At 64.2% G+C, this 15,710-nt stretch carries 12 protein-coding genes and 2 pseudogenes; 3 read left to right on the forward strand and 11 right to left on the reverse strand.

The annotated features are described in order from the left end of the window. Positions 1–93 precede the first annotated feature (93 nt). The 10 genes from EMQ25_RS17390 to EMQ25_RS17435 all read right to left on the reverse strand — a co-directional run bounded on the left by EMQ25_RS17390 (position 94) and on the right by EMQ25_RS17435 (position 13,206). Complete coding sequence (locus EMQ25_RS17390; protein WP_127189880.1) at positions 94–4,161, reverse strand: autotransporter outer membrane beta-barrel domain-containing protein; 4,068 nt, start codon at positions 4,159–4,161, stop codon at positions 94–96. Positions 4,162–4,510: 349 nt separating this feature from the next. Next, positions 4,511–5,074, reverse strand: a complete 564-nt coding sequence (locus EMQ25_RS17395; RefSeq protein WP_127189881.1) for a DUF4142 domain-containing protein — start codon at positions 5,072–5,074, stop codon at positions 4,511–4,513. A gap of 76 nt (positions 5,075–5,150) precedes the next feature. Continuing rightward, positions 5,151–5,420, reverse strand: a complete 270-nt coding sequence (locus tag EMQ25_RS17400) for a hypothetical protein (RefSeq protein ID WP_127189882.1) — start codon at positions 5,418–5,420, stop codon at positions 5,151–5,153. A gap of 107 nt (positions 5,421–5,527) precedes the next feature. Then, on the reverse strand, positions 5,528–6,616 hold the full coding sequence (locus EMQ25_RS17405) for an ARMT1-like domain-containing protein (protein WP_127189883.1): 1,089 nt from the start codon (positions 6,614–6,616) through the stop codon (positions 5,528–5,530). Then, the gene (locus EMQ25_RS17410) at positions 6,616–7,443 is read right to left on the reverse strand and encodes a BtpA/SgcQ family protein (RefSeq protein ID WP_127189884.1); all 828 of its coding nucleotides are present in this window, start codon (positions 7,441–7,443) and stop codon (positions 6,616–6,618) included. Before EMQ25_RS17410 ends, EMQ25_RS17405 begins: the two co-directional genes overlap by 1 nt. Before the next feature lie 11 nt (positions 7,444–7,454). Then, positions 7,455–8,375, reverse strand: coding sequence for a carbohydrate kinase family protein (locus EMQ25_RS17415; protein ID WP_158626132.1), 921 nt, complete (start codon positions 8,373–8,375; stop codon positions 7,455–7,457). A 1-nt stretch (position 8,376) separates the two neighbouring features. Next, positions 8,377–9,507: a M20/M25/M40 family metallo-hydrolase gene (locus tag EMQ25_RS17420; protein WP_127189886.1), complete on the reverse strand. Its 1,131-nt coding sequence runs from the start codon at positions 9,505–9,507 to the stop codon at positions 8,377–8,379. 51 nt (positions 9,508–9,558) lie between these two features. Further along, complete coding sequence (locus EMQ25_RS17425) at positions 9,559–10,512, reverse strand: ABC transporter permease (protein ID WP_127189887.1); 954 nt, start codon at positions 10,510–10,512, stop codon at positions 9,559–9,561. A 15-nt stretch (positions 10,513–10,527) separates the two neighbouring features. Then, positions 10,528–12,021, reverse strand: a complete 1,494-nt coding sequence (locus tag EMQ25_RS17430; RefSeq protein ID WP_158626133.1) for a sugar ABC transporter ATP-binding protein — start codon at positions 12,019–12,021, stop codon at positions 10,528–10,530. A gap of 84 nt (positions 12,022–12,105) precedes the next feature. Beyond that, positions 12,106–13,206, reverse strand: a complete 1,101-nt coding sequence (locus EMQ25_RS17435; protein ID WP_158626134.1) for a substrate-binding domain-containing protein — start codon at positions 13,204–13,206, stop codon at positions 12,106–12,108. Between the two features lie 210 nt (positions 13,207–13,416). Between EMQ25_RS17435 and EMQ25_RS17440 the strand changes: the two genes are divergently transcribed. Next, positions 13,417–14,154, forward strand: a complete 738-nt coding sequence (locus tag EMQ25_RS17440; protein WP_127189890.1) for a DeoR/GlpR family DNA-binding transcription regulator — start codon at positions 13,417–13,419, stop codon at positions 14,152–14,154. A 120-nt stretch (positions 14,155–14,274) separates the two neighbouring features. Then, positions 14,275–14,828, forward strand: a pseudogene (locus EMQ25_RS18560) (hypothetical protein); the annotation flags it as partial. On the opposite strand, the gene EMQ25_RS18565 reads toward EMQ25_RS18560, so the two are convergent. Then, positions 14,816–14,977: a hypothetical protein gene (locus tag EMQ25_RS18565; RefSeq protein ID WP_158626135.1), complete on the reverse strand. Its 162-nt coding sequence runs from the start codon at positions 14,975–14,977 to the stop codon at positions 14,816–14,818. The pseudogene EMQ25_RS18560 and the gene EMQ25_RS18565 sit on opposite strands and share 13 nt — an antisense overlap. A gap of 50 nt (positions 14,978–15,027) precedes the next feature. Here EMQ25_RS18565 and deoC point away from each other — a divergent pair. Beyond that, a pseudogene (gene deoC / locus EMQ25_RS17450) lies at positions 15,028–15,690 on the forward strand (deoxyribose-phosphate aldolase); the annotation flags it as partial. Positions 15,691–15,710: the final 20 nt, after the last annotated feature.

A 15,710-nucleotide genomic window follows, 5' to 3' on the forward strand; every position in this document is an offset into this window, starting at 1 on the left:
CCTCCCGCGCGCGGGACCGGCGGGCTTTGGACGACAAAAAAATCCCGGCTGGTGGACCAGCCGGGATCGTCGTTTTCAGCTCTGCCGTAAGGCTTAGAAGTTGGAGCGGAGCCCGCCCGTCACGCGGCCCGCCTCGTAGTCTTCCGAGACGATGTAGGTGCCGTTGGCGAAGGCGGTGAAGCCGTTGCCGATGCCTTCGATGTTGATGCCCGCGCCCACTTCGCCATAGATGCCGGTGAAGTCGTCGGTGCGGCCCGCAAGCGTCGTGCTCGAGAGATCGGCGTTCGCCGAACCCAGGAACTCGTTGCCCACGAATGCCGACACGAAGGGCGAGATGATGGCCGCTTCGGTCGCGATGGTCGCGCCGATCCGGCCGCCGGCCCGTGCCCTGAGGCTTTCGCCCTCGAGCCCGACGACGTCATCGCCGATCGAGAAATCGTCGAAGGTCGTGTTGGCGTAGGCGATGCTCGCCACCGGCTCGAAGAAGAGCCCGTCCGCGTCGAACCGGTGACCGGCCTCGAGCATGCCGCCGAGCGTCACGCCATTGGTCGATGCATCGAGGTCGCCGTCGGAAGCGAGCGCATAGTCGAGGGTGAGGAAATCGGCCTTGAAGAGCGCGCTCACATAGCTGCCCGTGCCGCTCAGCCAGTCTGCATAGGCCCCGACGCTCGGGCCCGACAGGGTTGCCGCATCGCCATTGTTGAAGGCGATGTCATTGGTGCCGTAGCCGCCGAGCGCGCCCAGCACGATCGTGCCCATGTCGGTGTGGAAGGCGCGGTCGATGCCGGCTTCGCCACCGATATAGGTCTCGGAATACCCTGCGTCGAACCCGATCGTGACGTCGAGCACGCCGACGTCGAAGCTGTCGCTGCGCTCGCCCTTGTACCCGATGATCCGGCCCCAGATGCCGCTGTCCTGGCTCTGATACCCCATCCGGCCGCTATTGGTGTCGGCGTAGGAGAGGGGTGCGCCGCCGCTGAAATAGGTGCGGAGGTCGCCGCTGCGCTGCTGCCAGCCCTCGGTCGTCGCGTGCCAGGTGTTGGTCGCGATGTGCGGGATGGCCGCGAGATTGTGCACGCTCTCGTTCACATAGCTCGCCAGCACCCAGAGGGTCTCGTAGTCCTCGGGGTTGAAGTTGTCCATGGCGAGCGGGCCGAAACCGCTCTCGTCATCCCCGTCAACGAATGCAGGCCACATGAAGTTGTTTTCGGTCTTGAAGAGATCGAAGGTGTAAAGCCCCTTGACGATCGGGCCATCGGCCAGCCGGAACTCGGCAGTGCTGGTCTCGAACTCACCGTTCCACAACTGCCCCAGCGCAATCACCGGAATGCCGTCTGCAACCAGCCCGGCAAAGCCGAAGCGGTTGACGTCATTGAGCTCCACCAGCGTCAGTCCGCTGGCCGTGCCGCCGATGAAGACCTGGTCGGCATCGGTGGTGTCGGCATTGCCCAGGAACGCATCGAGTTGGATCAGGCTCTTCTGATCGGGCTCGTCCGCATCCGCTCCGTTGAAATCGCCGCTCATGAAGACGCGGTCCTGCCTGAACGTATCGCCCGCGTCCTGATCCAGAAGGGTCAGCGTGCCAAAGGCATTGTTGAACGTCTCGAGGCCCAGATACTGGCTGTCCTCTTCGAGTTCGCCATTCACCGCATTCTTGATGCGGCCGCGGAAGGTCTCGAGGAACTCGTCATCGACGAGGCGCGTCCCGCCATTGTTGACCACATCGTTGGTGCCATCGAACTCGGAGTCCCCGGTGAATTCCCAGGTATCCTCGCTCAGATTGTTGAAGACGACGGTGCTGCCCGCTTCGGATTCGAGCCGCCCGATGATCGTGCCGAAGTTGTCGATCGTGAAATTGACGATACCCTCTGCATCCCCATGAACGTCGAGGTTCAGCGCCCGTCCGCCGAAATCGCGGGCGGCAATAGAGCCACCGACGACATCATCGGCAAAGTCCGACGCGTCCGCACGGTCCGATGAAGACAGATAGGTCGAAACCGCGTTGGTATCGGAATCGTTCATCGTTTCGATGGTGCCGCGGTTGACGATGGTGCCGCTTTCAAACGCCTCGACGTTGACTGCAGCATAATTGTTGCTCGACAGATTGCCGACGACGCGGCTGCCTTCCGCGATCGAAACTGACGCAATAACTGCATCTTCGATCTCGATTCCGCGATCGCCGGCCAGAATGTTGCCGGAGACGTTCACGACTACGGTGTCGATGCGTTCGCCGGAGATCTCGATGCCGCTGTCCGCCGCGATGATAAGGCCGTCGATCGTTGCGAGGACGTTCTCGCCGCCTTCGATGTCGATGCCGTTGTCGCGGGCCAATAGGACACCGGTCGAACGGAGCGTGAGCTCGACATCGCCCGAGTCGGCATTGACCTGGACGCCTTCATCGTCGGAATCGATCGACCCTGCGAGATCCAGCGTCACATTCGCGTGGCCGATGGCGTCGATTTCGATGCCATATCCCTCGTAGTCTTCGTCTCCGTCGTTGACGGTGCGAATCGAGCTTTCGGCGGAGGTGATCACCTTGATCGACGGGCGATTTACCTCGTCAAACGGATCGTCGTCCTCATCGATCTCGCCGTCATCGTCCCGGCGCGCGCCATTGGTCGTGGCATAGATGCCGGCATTGGATGCGACGATCGCGCCATTATGGGTGATGGTGATGTCGCCACCACGCGCCGTGCCGTATACAGGGTCGGTGATGTCGCTGTCGTCGAAGTAGTCATAGCCCTCGGCATCGGCGTAGATGCCGTGCTCCGGGATGATGCCGTCTTCGCCCTCGAGGCCGATCGTGCCGTTATTGGTGACACTGATATCGGCGCCATAGGTCCCGGCATAAATGCCGTTATTGGCGCTGGCGATTGTCCCGTCATTGGTGATCGAGATCATCCCGCCGGCGGAATTTTCTTCAACTTCGGCGTCTTCATCGCCGTCATAGCCGGAGAAGGCGTAGATGCCGTCGCCATCCCGTGCCACGATATCAGCGCTGTTGTCGATCGTGATCGCACCGGTATCGGTCTCGGCATAGATGCCGTAGTCGCCCGCATCGATTTCACCGCTGTTGTCGATCAGGATCGCACCGGTATCGGTCTGGGCGTAGATGCCGTCGTCTCCGGCATCGATCTCACCGCTATTGGTGATCTCGATCGCGCCGAATTGCGTGTAGGCCGCGATGCCGTCATAGCCCGCATCGAGGTCAGCGCTATTGGTGATCGTAACCGCGCCAAGCCCGGCAGCATCCGCGTGGATCGCGTCAATCCCCGAATCGATCCCACCGCTATTGCTGATCGTGATCGACCCGCCCTCGGAATAGGCATAGATGCCCTCGGCCCCCGCGTCGATCTCGGCAGTGTTGTCAATCGTGATCGTGCCGGAACCGCTGATGGTCACGATACCACCGGCATTGCTCTTAACGATCCCGTCATTATCGATGACAATGTTACCGGTCTCGGAGTCGGCGTAGATGCCGCGCAGGGCCGAGAACAGGTCCGAGCCGTTCTCGACGGTCACGTTGCCATTCAAGGTTTCGATATGGATCGCGTCGCCACCGCGATAGTCCCAACGTCCGTTCGGAACGCTCTGCTGCGTCTCTGAATCGAAGTCGAAACGCGGCGTGGAATAACCTTCGTAGCCTGGGCCCCAGCTGGGCGCGCCCTCTACGTCATTGGCTCCGGCCGTACCGATACGCGTACCGGCGTCAGAGCGGAACGTTACGTCGCCATTTCCGGTCCGGATCTCGACGGCATGAGGCGTGTTGCTCGACGGGCCGGCGATGTTCTCGATGACCACGGGGTCATCCATCTCTGCAGAGTCAGATTTGTCGACGTTGAACTTGATGTCGGTCGGCGTCTCACCGTCCTCGGCGATGATGCGGATACCATTGTTCACCACAATCCGTTCATCGTCCGGCCCGACATTGAACGTCATGTCGGCGTTCGGCGCGATGTCCACCCCATCGGTATCTTCACCGATGCAGAGGTAGTTGGCTCCGGAGGGCGCACACGCCGCCAGAACCTCCGAGGGCAGGACGAGGGCGGTGAAGGGCACGCCGAAGGCGGCGAGCGAGAGGGCGGTCAGCCCCGGAACGACGGCAATGCGAAGCCGGCGACCACCTGACGGCGCGCCGAACGGTAGAAATGAAAATGTCATCAAATACCCCTGCTGGACGAATCGCGCGGTCCCGAAACCATTGCGCGACGCTCGCCCGGAGAGTGGTCGAAACCCCTTTCCAATCAATGAGAAGATGAAGACGAACACCAAGATTTCGATACAGTGTGGCAGCCTCGCCACAGATGTGTCGAAAACGGGACAAGATCGCGCAATCCCGGAATGCGCACTTTACCACGCGTTAACTATCAAGCGCCGATTTCGTCCCTCATCCCAGATGCTTGGCCACCCCCCACCGCCCCTGACCCGGCGCACAAAAAAGAGACGGGGTCCCGGAACAGGGCCATGACCCCGTCCCGAAACCCCGTCTCAATTCGGCTCAGAAAGCCGCCTACTGCGCGGTCTGTTGCGCCCCTTCGGCCAGCCCTTCGCGCAGCCAGTCGAGCATCGCAATATGAGACGTGATCGCCTGTTCGGAGAGCTTGGCGACGATCACCTCCACCGTCGGGTCGGTGCGCGCCGAAAGCGTCTGCTGGATGCCGAGCAGTTCCCGATGAAGCTCGATCTGCGCCTCGACATAGGCCATGTCGAATTCGGGTCCCGCCGCCATCGCCTCGAGCGCGGCAAAGCGCTCGGCATGGGCTTCGCCCATTTCCTGGTTGACCTCGCCGGTCGCCGAGAGCACCTGCGCGACGCTCACCTGCTCGCGCAGTTCAAGCCCGGCGAACTCGGCCACCCGCGCGTTCTGCGCGCGCTCGACGGCAAGTTCGGATGCGCGCAGCGACAGCGTCCCGGCCGAAAGCGTCTCGGCAACGAACGCTTCGACATCGACGCTGCCGGGGGTTTCGTCTGCAACTTCGGGAATGGCCGGATCGACCTGCTGGGCGAGCGCCGGCATGCTCAGAAGCGAAACACCGAGCCCTGCGGCCATCAGCGTGCGTGCAAATCGGGTCATCTCAAATCCTTTCGTCTCGGCGGCTCGGGCCGCTCTTGTTGATCGTAATTGCCTGCTTGAACGTCATTGCCTGCGCTCAGGGCGCCGGCGACGTCTCGTTGGTCGGGGTCTCGGTCGTCGGGGCCATGTCGGTCGCGGTGCCGGGGGTCAGGCTCTCGCCGCCGATCTCGGTGCCGAGCGTGTCGTCCACAGCCGGCCCGGCCGGCGCTTCGCCCACCGATTCCTGGCCGGTATTGCCGCCATCGGGCACGCCCGGCTGCTGGTTCATCGTCGTGAAGATCGCCCCGACGATCAGAAGCACCAGCACCGCCATGCCGATGAGGATAAAAAGATTGCGCCGTGTCATCGAAAAGCCCTGTCGGTTGTCCCGTTTCGGAAAGACCAACAGGCCGGCGCCGCTGCGGTTCCGCCCTGGGGCCGCGATCACTCAGAGGTTAACCGGTCGTGATCGCCTCAGGCGCTCTCCCGTCCCCGTCCCGGGATCGCCTGGGCCATAAACACCGTCCCGTCGGTGGGAAAAGCGTCAGGGTCGATGCCCTCGGGCCAGATCGCGCGGGTCATCCCCACCCAGCAATGGGATTTGACGCTACGCAGCGAAAGGAGCGGCCGGTCCGGGCCCTCGGGGAGATCGGCAAAAGGCGTGAAGACGTCGATTGAAAGATCATCCACCGCACGGCGATAGTTGAGGTCGCCCTTGAGGATCACCGCGCCCCGATCCGGCCCCAGCGCCGCTGCCAGATGCCCGCCGGTGAACCCGAGCGGCCGCGTCCAGAGCGGGTCGGCCTCGAGCACCAGCCGCCCCTCTTCCCGCGCAGCCAGAAGCGTGGCGCAGAGCCCGTCCGCCGGCCCCTCGCCCATCGCCGCCACGGCAAAGACCGCCTCGGCATCGGCACACGTTACGTCCGAGACGAACCAGGGCATCGCCTTGAGGTTAAGCCGCACGCGTTCGGCCCCGGCCCGCAGGAGCACGCCCGCAAGCACGAGATCGGCAAGGAATTCCTCCCCGGCATTGTCGCAGATGATGTCGATCCGTTCCGCACCCTCGGGCAATGCGAGCGCCTCGGGGTCGAGCAGCATGCCGCCGGTCTGGATCACCAGTTGCGAGGCGTCGTGCGCATTGCCCAGCAGGCTTGCGCGCAGCGCTTCGGGCACGCTGCCGATCTTTTCAAACAGCGTCTCGCAGCGGGCGAGCCCCGCCCCGATGTCCATCGCCTTGTCGGCTGCAAAGGGGTCGATCCGCCGCGTCTCATAGCGATGGGCGCGCAAAATCCCCTCGAAGGCCAGATATTCGAGCTCGAGAAAGCCGATCTCGTCAGCATGCCGCCCGTCATGGGCGGCATGAAGCGCTGCCCAGGCCGGATCGGCGATGTTCTCGGCTGCCGCAAAGGGCTCGGCGCCCAAAAGAAACCGGCCGAGCCTCTCGATCTCCGCGATGATCCCGGGGTCGTCGACCCCATCGAGCGTGCGCGCGAGAATGCGCGGATAGCGCTTTTCGAGGCTCATCGCCCGAAACGCCGCCTTCCGCTTCTCGCCCGGCGTCATCAGCGCAGGCCCTTGACCACGCCCACCAGCGCTTCCACCCGGTCGCGCTCCACGGGGTTCCACCAGACGCCGTCGCGCTTGAGGCTCGAGCCGACGATGGCGCCATCGAGCAGCGGCATCAGTTCGCCGGCATTCTTTGCCGTCACCCCGCTGCCCCCGATCACCGAAAGGCTCGTGCCCTTGCGGATTTCGGCGATCTCGGCGGGCGGAATGGAATCGCCGGTATGATTGCCCGTCGCGATGGCGACATCGGCGCTGTAGAATTCGACGTCGCGCGCCTGTTCGGACACCGCCTTGTCGCCCACCACGGCATGCGAGCCGTGCTTGACGTGCACGTCGGCAAAGACGGCGATATCGGCGGCGTCGATCATCTTCCTGTAACGCAGGATGCGTGCGCTCTCGCCTTCCATGAAGCCTTCATTCGAGACATAGGCGTTGACCCACTGATTGGCGCGGACGAACCGGCCCCCGGTCGCCTTGGCCACGGCGAGCGCGCCCATGGGGTAGTTGGCGAGGAGATCGATGCCGAAGGGCAGATCGACATGCCTTGTGATCTCGGAAACGATCGCCGTCATCACCGCCACGGTCTCGGGCCCGATCTCGGCGGGCTTGAGGAAGGGGATGTCGCCATGGTTCTCGATCAGGAGCCCGTCCATGCCGCCTTCGGCATAGGCGATGGCGTCCGTCACCGCCTGGTCGATGATCGCCTTCACGCTCTCGCCGCGATGGGCGGGGGTGCCCGGAAAGGGCAGGCAGTGCACATTGCCGATCAGGGGCTTTTTGACGGCAAAGATGTCGGCCAGCCCGACGCGGCTGATGAGGCTCATGATGTCTCCGTTCAGATCTCTTGGATGGAATTGAGGATGGCCGAAAGCCGCTCCTCGCGTGCCGCCCTGTCCGGGCGGGCGGTGTTGAGTGCGCCATGGGCCTCGACGACATAGGAGGCCGAAACCGCGCCCATCGCGGCGGCGATCTCGGGGCGCTCGCCCATGACGAGGCCGGCCATCAGCCCGCCGCAGAAACTGTCGCCGGCGCCGGTCGTATCGATCGCCGTGACCTTGCAGATGGGCACGTGAAAGAGCTTTTGCCGGGCGCCATCGGCAACCAGCGTGCCTTTTTCGCCGAGCTTCACCGCAATCGCGATGCCGAGCCGGTCGGCCGTCGCGCGGGCCCATGCGCCGAGGTCGTCGGGGGCCCAGATCCGGCGCACCTCGATCTCGCTGGGGCAGAAGATGCGCGCGCCGTGAAGAAACGCGAAATCGGCATAATCGGTCGCATCGATGAAATCATCGGCGAGGATATCGACCGAGATCGCCGCGTTGGGATGCGAGGCATGGCCTTCGCGCACCGCCCGCTTCGAGCCGAAGGGCGTTTGCGGGGCGACATGCAGCCCCTTGATCTCCTGATAGGCCGGGGGCAGCAGCGGGCGCTCGGCATCGAGCCGCTCGACGGGGGTCGAGTGGCGCTTGGGCAATTGCTGCTTGATCACTTCGCTTTCGTTCAGCACCCAGAGGACGAGCCCGTGTCCAGCAATCGGAGAGATGCCGGCCGTATCAATGCCGAAGGCCCTGATCTGCGGGACGACGAGGTCCCAGCTCTCCTCGCCACAGACCGCGTGGATGCCCGTCTCGCGCTCCCAGAGCGCGGCGCCCACGGCCGAATAGAGCACGCCCCCGCCCACCGAGGCGCGCAGCATGGTGCCGTCTTCAAAGATGATGTCGTCGAGGGTCAGCCAGCCGACGGTCGCGATCTCGGTCATTCTAGCGGTCCAGCAGCATCCGGTTGAGGTCGTTGAACACCGGGCGGAGCGCGGCGGCATAGACCAGCGATTTGGCGAGATCGGTGATGTCGTGGATATTGGCCCGCGGCAGGCCCCGGTCGCAATGGCGGTTGAACCCGGCAAAACCGAGCAGCGCCACGTTCGGGGTATGGAGCATCACCGAAATGTCGTCGCTGCGCGAGGTGTAGGCATTGTTCGAAATCTGCACCTTCACCCCCTCGCCATTGGCCATGGCGGCGAATTCGCGGAGCAGCGCATAAAGGTGGGGCGGGGTGACAGAGCCACGCCCGAGGCTCGAGAATTCGCAGAGCACCGCGCCCGACCCCAGCCGCACCGTGTTCTCGGGGCCACCGCGGCTGTCGGCATCGGCCTCCCCGCCCCCCTGCTGCACGTCGACGACGATGGCGAGCTCGGGCTTTTCGAGCGCATGGGCGATGCGCGAGCCGCCCCGTCCGATGGTCTGGCTACCCGATCCGGCCGGGCCTTCCTCCTCGTCGGGGAAGGCGAGGAGCGCATCGATCCCGAGCCCAGCCAGTACCGGAGCCGCCGCCATCAGCGCCGCAACGCCTCCGGCATTGTCGACATGCCCGAAGCACGTGCCGTCCGGCTGCTCCTCATAGTCGATGTCGAAGACCACCCGGTCGCCGGCCCCGAGCCTTGTTGCGGGATCGGCCGGCACGAAAAACGCATTGCCCGCTTCCGAGACGATCTCGCCGCGCGCCGCCATCACATGGTCGGCCTTGGCAAAGTCGAACCGCCAGGCGCTGCCGGGCCGGCGCCCGTCCTCCATCAGATGGTAGCAATAAGGCACGAGCGGATAGCGCCCGCCCGCCTCGGGGTGGACGAGATAGCTGATCGTATCGAGATGAGCGAGATACCAGAGGGGCTTTGTCCTCCCCGTCCCGGTCAGGATCGCGGCACTGCCGGTTCCGGCCAGATCGAGTGTCAGCTCGAGACCTTCGATGTCGGGAGCGGTCCGTTTCAGCAGGTCGCGCAGCACCGGTCCGCGAAACGCGCTCGCGGCCGATGAGGGTGCGGGCCGCTCGGAAATCTCCTTAAGGAGTGTCCGCACGAGGTCGGTCGTGATGCTGCCCTCGACGGCATCGCGCATGCCGGTGAGCAAGTTTTGTAATTTCGGTAAAATTTCACTCAACTTTGTGCCTCATCGCGCGCGCATGGAACGGCCCATGATGAACACGGCCGTCACGATCAGCGCGCCCTTGAACAGCTGCTGCACGAAGGGGTCGACGCCATTGAGATTGAGGATATTGGCGAGGATGCCGATGATCAGCGTGCCGATAAACGTCCCGAATACCGAGCCTTTTCCGCCAAAGAGCGACGTTCCGCCAACGACGACGGCCGCGATCGCATCGAGCTCATAGCCCTGCCCCGCGATCGGAGTCCCGATGCTGAGCTGGGAGGAATAGACGAGCCCCGCAAGCCCGGCGAAAAAGCCGGAAATCGCATACACCGCAACCTTGTAGCGGTTCACCGGCACCCCCGAGAGCCGCGCCGCGTCCTCGTTCGAACCGAGCCCGTAGATCGATCGTCCAAAGGGGGTGAAGGTCAGCACCGCCGCGCACACAAAGAGCGAAACGATGAGAATTATCGAGGGGATAGGCACCCCGAGCAGCGATCCGTTGCCGATGAAGAAGAAGCCTTCGTCGAGGATCGGGACTGGCGTGCCGCCGGTATAGATGAACGAGAGCCCGCGCGCGAAGGACAGCGTCCCAAGAGTCATTATGAAGGGCGGGATACCGGCATACGCCACCCCCAACCCATTGACAGTGCCCACTAAAACGCCCGCACCCAGCCCCAGCGCGATCGCGAGCGGCACCGAGGTCTGGTCGACGAACCCCGCAAAGATCACCACCGAAAGCCCGAGGATCGAGCCAACCGAAAGGTCGATCCCGGCCGTCAGGATCACGAAGGTCATCCCGAGCGCCAGGATCCCGACGATCGAGACCTGCCGAAGCACGTTCATGAGATTAGGGACGGTCAGGAACCGGTCCGACAGAAAGGAGGCCACCACCACGAGCAGCACGAGCGCCAGGATCACGCCGGCGCGCTTGTGCAGTTCGCCGAGGACCCCCGCATTGAAGGAAAAAGATCTCATGGGTGTCTCCCGGAATTAGCCCAAAGCGGCCGCGCGCATGATCGAAGCCTCGTCGGCCTCGCTGTGTTGGAGTGTGGCGGCGATCCGCCCCTGGCGCATGACGAGGATGCGGTCCGAGAGCCGGAGGATCTCCTCCATCTCCGAGGAGATCAGCAGGATCGACATACCCTCATCCACCAACTGTCTGATAAAACTGTATATTTCCTGCTTGGCGCCGATGTCGACGCCGCGCGTCGGCTCATCGAGCACGAGCACTTTGGGACGTACCGACAGCGCCCGGGCGAGCAGCACCTTCTGCTGATTGCCGCCGCTGAGATTGCGGATCTCGACGCCCGGGCCGGCCATGCGGATATCGAGCTGGCGGGTATAGTCGGCGATGAACCGGTTCTCCGCGCGCCGGCTCAGAAGGCCGTTCCTGAGGAAGGCCTTGAGATTGGCGATGGTCGCGTTCTCGCGCACCGGGCGGTTGGGCAGGATGCCTTCGGCCTTCCGGTCCTCGGTTAGATAATAAAGCCCGGCCCGCGCCGCCGCTCGCGGGTTGGAAAACCGCGCGGCACGGCCCTCCAGCGTCACCTTGCCGCTCGAAACCGGAAGCGTCCCGACGAGCGCCCGCGCAATCTCGGAGCGCCCCGCGCCCACGAGCCCGGCAATTCCGAGGATCTCGCCCCGCGCCAGGGTGAAGGAGACATCGGCGAACCGTCCGGGAGACGCGAGCCCCTCGCATACGAGCACCGTCTCGCGATCTGAAAGATCCTGCGCCACGCGTTCAAAGGAGAATCCCCGGCCCACCATGTGCCGGACCAGCCATTCCTGGTCGACATCGGCCACATCGGCCGTACCGGTCACCTTGCCGTCGCGCAGGACCGTCACCCGGTCGGCGATCCGGAAAATTTCCTCCAGATGATGGGAAATGAAGACGATGCCGATCCCCTCGGCCTTCAGCGTCTCCATGACCTTGAAGAGAAGCTCGGCGCGGTCGCTGTCGAGCACGGCGGTCGGCTCGTCGAGGATGAGGACCCGCGCATCATGGGAGAGCGCCTTGGCGATCTCGACCATCTGCTGCTGGGCAATCGAAAGATCGCCAGCGCGGGTGGCCGGCGGAATATCGACGAGCAGGCGCTGCAGGAGCCGCGTGGCCTCTTCCCGCATGTGGCGCCGATCGATGACACCGAACCGGCGCGGAAAATGTCCAAGGAAGATGTTCTCCTCGACGCTCAGATGCGGCGCAAGAGAGAGTTCCTGGTGGATGACAATGACCCCGCGACCCATGGAGTCCTGCGGGCCCCGGAATGACGCGGGGGCGCCCTCGAGCCGCATTTCGCCGCCATCGGGCTGATAGATGCCCGAGAGGAGTTTGATGAAGGTCGACTTGCCGGCGCCATTTTCGCCCACGATCGCGTGGACCTCGCCGGGCAGCAGGTCGAAATCGACGCCATCCAGCACCACGTTCGCGGCGAAGCGCTTGGTCAGCCCCCGCGCGCTCAGCATCGGCGTTCCGGTCTGGTCCATCAAGAAGGTCCCGCAGTCACGATCTGGCCGCCCCATCGGGGAGAGGGAGGGGATGCGCCGGGACTGCCCGGCGCATCGAAGAGCTTAGCGGCAGGGGTTCGGCGTCGGCGCGAAATCGCCCCAGCCAAGACCGGCCCATTCGGCAGCGTTTTCCGGGGTCACGACCGGCGAGTCGGGCAGAACGAGCGTCTTGCCGGGCAGGTCGTAATCGGCGGCCTCGGGGATTTCCATGCCCATCAGCTGGTAGAGCGCGGCGCGCAGGCCGACATCGGCGATGAAGGGCGTGTAATTGCCATCGGCCTGGAAGGTGCCGTTGGCAACGGCCTCGAAGCCGGCATTGGAGCCATCGAAGGTGTAGTGCAGGATGCCGTCCTCGCAGCGCCCTGCGCGGGAGATGGCGAGCTGCGCGCCCCAGGAGGATTCCTCGGCATGGGAAAAGACCGCGTCGATCTCAGGATAGGCGGTGAGGAAATCCTCCATGATCGGCACGGCAGGCTCGCGGATCCACTGGCCATCGCCGACGGCGAGCACTTCGATCTCGGGATAATCGGCAAGGACGTTGCGCATGCCCCGATCGCGGTCGACTGCAGGCGAGGAGCCCTGCAGGCCGGTGATCACGACGATCTTTCCCGAGCCTTCGAGATCCTCGACCATGCGGCGGGCAACCTGCTCGCCCATGGTCACGTTGCTCTGGCCGATGAAGAGGGTCTTTTCGGTCGGAACGTCACGGTCGAGCACGATGAGCGGCAGGCCCTCGGCCATCACGGCGCGGGCTGCGGGCACGAGGGCGGCCGATTCAACCGGGCTCATCACGACCGCGTCGACACCGCGCGCGATAAGGTCGCGGATGTCGTTGTTCTGCTTGGCGACGTCGACATTGCCGTCCAGCACGATCAGTGACACGTTTTCGTGGCGGCAGGCCTCGGCCTGCAGCGATTCCAGCATCGAGACGCGCCAGGGATGGTTGAAGGCCGTCTGCGAGAAGCCGATCGTGATATCACGGACTTCGCCGTCGATCTCGACCGGGCCCGCATCGAGCGGCAGGCGGTCGGTGAACGGCAGGGTTTCGTAGAACGCGGTCAGTTCCTCACAGGTCTTGCCCGAGACGGGCAGGCGTTCCTGGCCAATGGCGAGCGTTGGCAGAATGACCAGTGCAGTGGCGGCGAGCAGCGTAGCCTTCAACATCGGGAAACTCCTTTGGGTCGGATGGCGGTCCTCCATCGGAATGGAAGACTGCGGCGGAGAATGTGAGCCGTCAAGCATGAATCGTTGCGATCGTCACAAAATCATCACAGAGATTGTTTCCTGACCCGCACCCCTTATTGTCCCAAGCAAAAGCCCGGGAATCAGGGATGAGGGGAGGACATTGAAAGTTGAAAGCAGGTAGCCACAAACATGTCGCGGAAATCGCAGCAACGGATCGAAGCAATCGTCGCGACGGTGACCAATAGCGGGCATCAGCCGATCAGGAGCATCGCCGAAACCCTTGGCGTTTCAGAAATGACGGTGAGGCGCGACGTGGTGGAAAGCCGCGGCAGGCTGGCCGTGCTCGGCGGACAGGTGGTCGCCAAGGCGGACGGGGCAACGAATTATGCGCTCGACAGCGAGGAAACCAGCCATGTCGGGGACAAGCGCATCGCCTCCCGGCACGCGGCAGGCATGATCGACCTTGAGGATACGATCTTTCTTGATTGCGGCTCCACCACGGCCCACCTGGCCGCACTCATCCCTCCTGATCTCGGGATCACCGTGGTTACCTACGCCCTCAACATCGCCGCGATCGTGAGCCGGATCCCCGGGGTTCGCCTCGTCATGATCGGCGGCATCTTTCACGGGGCGTCGGCGTCCTTCTCCGGCCCCGAAGGCCTGCGCGTGATCGAGGGCGTGCGGCTGAACAAAGCCTTCATCTCGGCCGGCGGAGTGCACCGGACGCTGGGCGTCAGCTGTTCGAACTTCTACGAGGTGCCCGCAAAGCTGACCGCCCTCAAGAACGCCGCCAATGCCTATGTGCTCGCCGACAGCAGCAAATACGGGCGGGTGAAGCCTGCACACTTCGCCGAACTCACCGATTTCAACGGCTTCGTCAATGAGCGGGGGGTGTTCCCGCGCAGCGAGATCGAGGCCTTTTGCTGAGGGCTTCCCTGATATTGTTATTTCCGTAACATTTTTTGTTGCGCGCAGGATTGTTTTGGCGGCATAGTCGCCGCTCGAACATGACAGCCGCCGCGGGCGGCCCTGCGAGAAGTTTTGCCGATGGACATGACCCCGCACAGGGCGATGCAAGTCACACACCCCCGCAATCCTGGTTTTGGGCTTGATCTTGATTGGGTTGGCGGGGTTTTGGTGAACCGTTCGGCGGTTGAGCGTCGGGCTTTGACGATTGGTTCGCGGCGGGGGGTGAAGAAGGATCATCAGCTGGCGTGGCTTTTGAAGGCGATCAGTCTGATCGACCTGACGACGCTCAATGCCGACGATACGCCGGGGCGGGTGGAGCGGCTCTGCGCCAAGGCGCGCCAGCCNATCTTGATTGGGTTGGCGGGGTTTTGGTGAACCGTTCGGCGGTTGAGCGTCGGGCTTTGACGATTGGTTCGCGGCGGGGGGTGAAGAAGGATCATCAGCTGGCGTGGCTTTTGAAGGCGATCAGTCTGATCGACCTGACGACGCTCAATGCCGACGATACGCCGGGGCGGGTGGAGCGGCTCTGCGCCAAGGCGCGCCAGCCGGTGCGGCGCGAGGTGCTGGCGGGGCTGGGGGTTGAGGATCTCGTGCTCCATCCGGGGGCGGTCTGCGTCTATCACAGCTTCGTGGGCACGGCGGTGCGGGCGCTCGAGGGGACGGGGATCCCGGTGGCGGCGGTCTCGACGGCCTTTCCGCACGGGCTCGCGCCGATGCCGAGCAAGCTGGCCGAGATCGAGGCTTCGGTGGCCGAGGGCGCCAGAGAGATCGACGTGGTCATCGAGCGCGGCATGGTGCTGCGCGGGGACNGAGGATCTCGTGCTCCATCCGGGGGCGGTCTGCGTCTATCACAGCTTCGTGGGCACGGCGGTGCGGGCGCTCGAGGGGACGGGGATCCCGGTGGCGGCGGTCTCGACGGCCTTTCCGCACGGGCTCGCGCCGATGCCGAGCAAGCTGGCCGAGATCGAGGCTTCGGTGGCCGAGGGCGCCAGAGAGATCGACGTGGTCATCGAGCGCGGCATGGTGCTGCGCGGGGACTGGCAGGGGCTCTACGATCAGGTGCGTGCCTTCCGCAAGGCGTGCGGGGAGGCCCACATCAAGACCATTCTGGGCACCGGGGAGCTGGCGACGCTGACCAATGTGGCGAAGGCTTCGCTGGTGTGCATGCTGGCGGGGGCCGATTTCATCAAGACCTCGACGGGCAAGGAGAAGGTCAACGCCAATCTGGCGACCTCGCTCGTGATGATCCGGATGATCCGCGCCTTTGCCGAAAGGACCGGCATTGCCATCGGCTACAAGCCGGCAGGGGGCATATCGGGGGCAAAGGACGCGCTCACCTACATGGCGCTGATGAAGGAGGAGCTGGGCCGGGCCTGGCTCGAGCCGCATCTGTTCCGGTTCGGCGCCTCGAGCCTCCTGACCGATATCGAGCGCCAGCTCGAGCACGGCCTCACCGGGCGCTATGCCGCCGATTACCGCCAGCCCATGGTCTGAGGGCGGGGAGAGAAGATGAA

The organism is Arsenicitalea aurantiaca (genome assembly GCF_003994485.1).
GTDB classification, from domain to species: domain Bacteria; phylum Pseudomonadota; class Alphaproteobacteria; order Rhizobiales; family Devosiaceae; genus Arsenicitalea; species Arsenicitalea aurantiaca.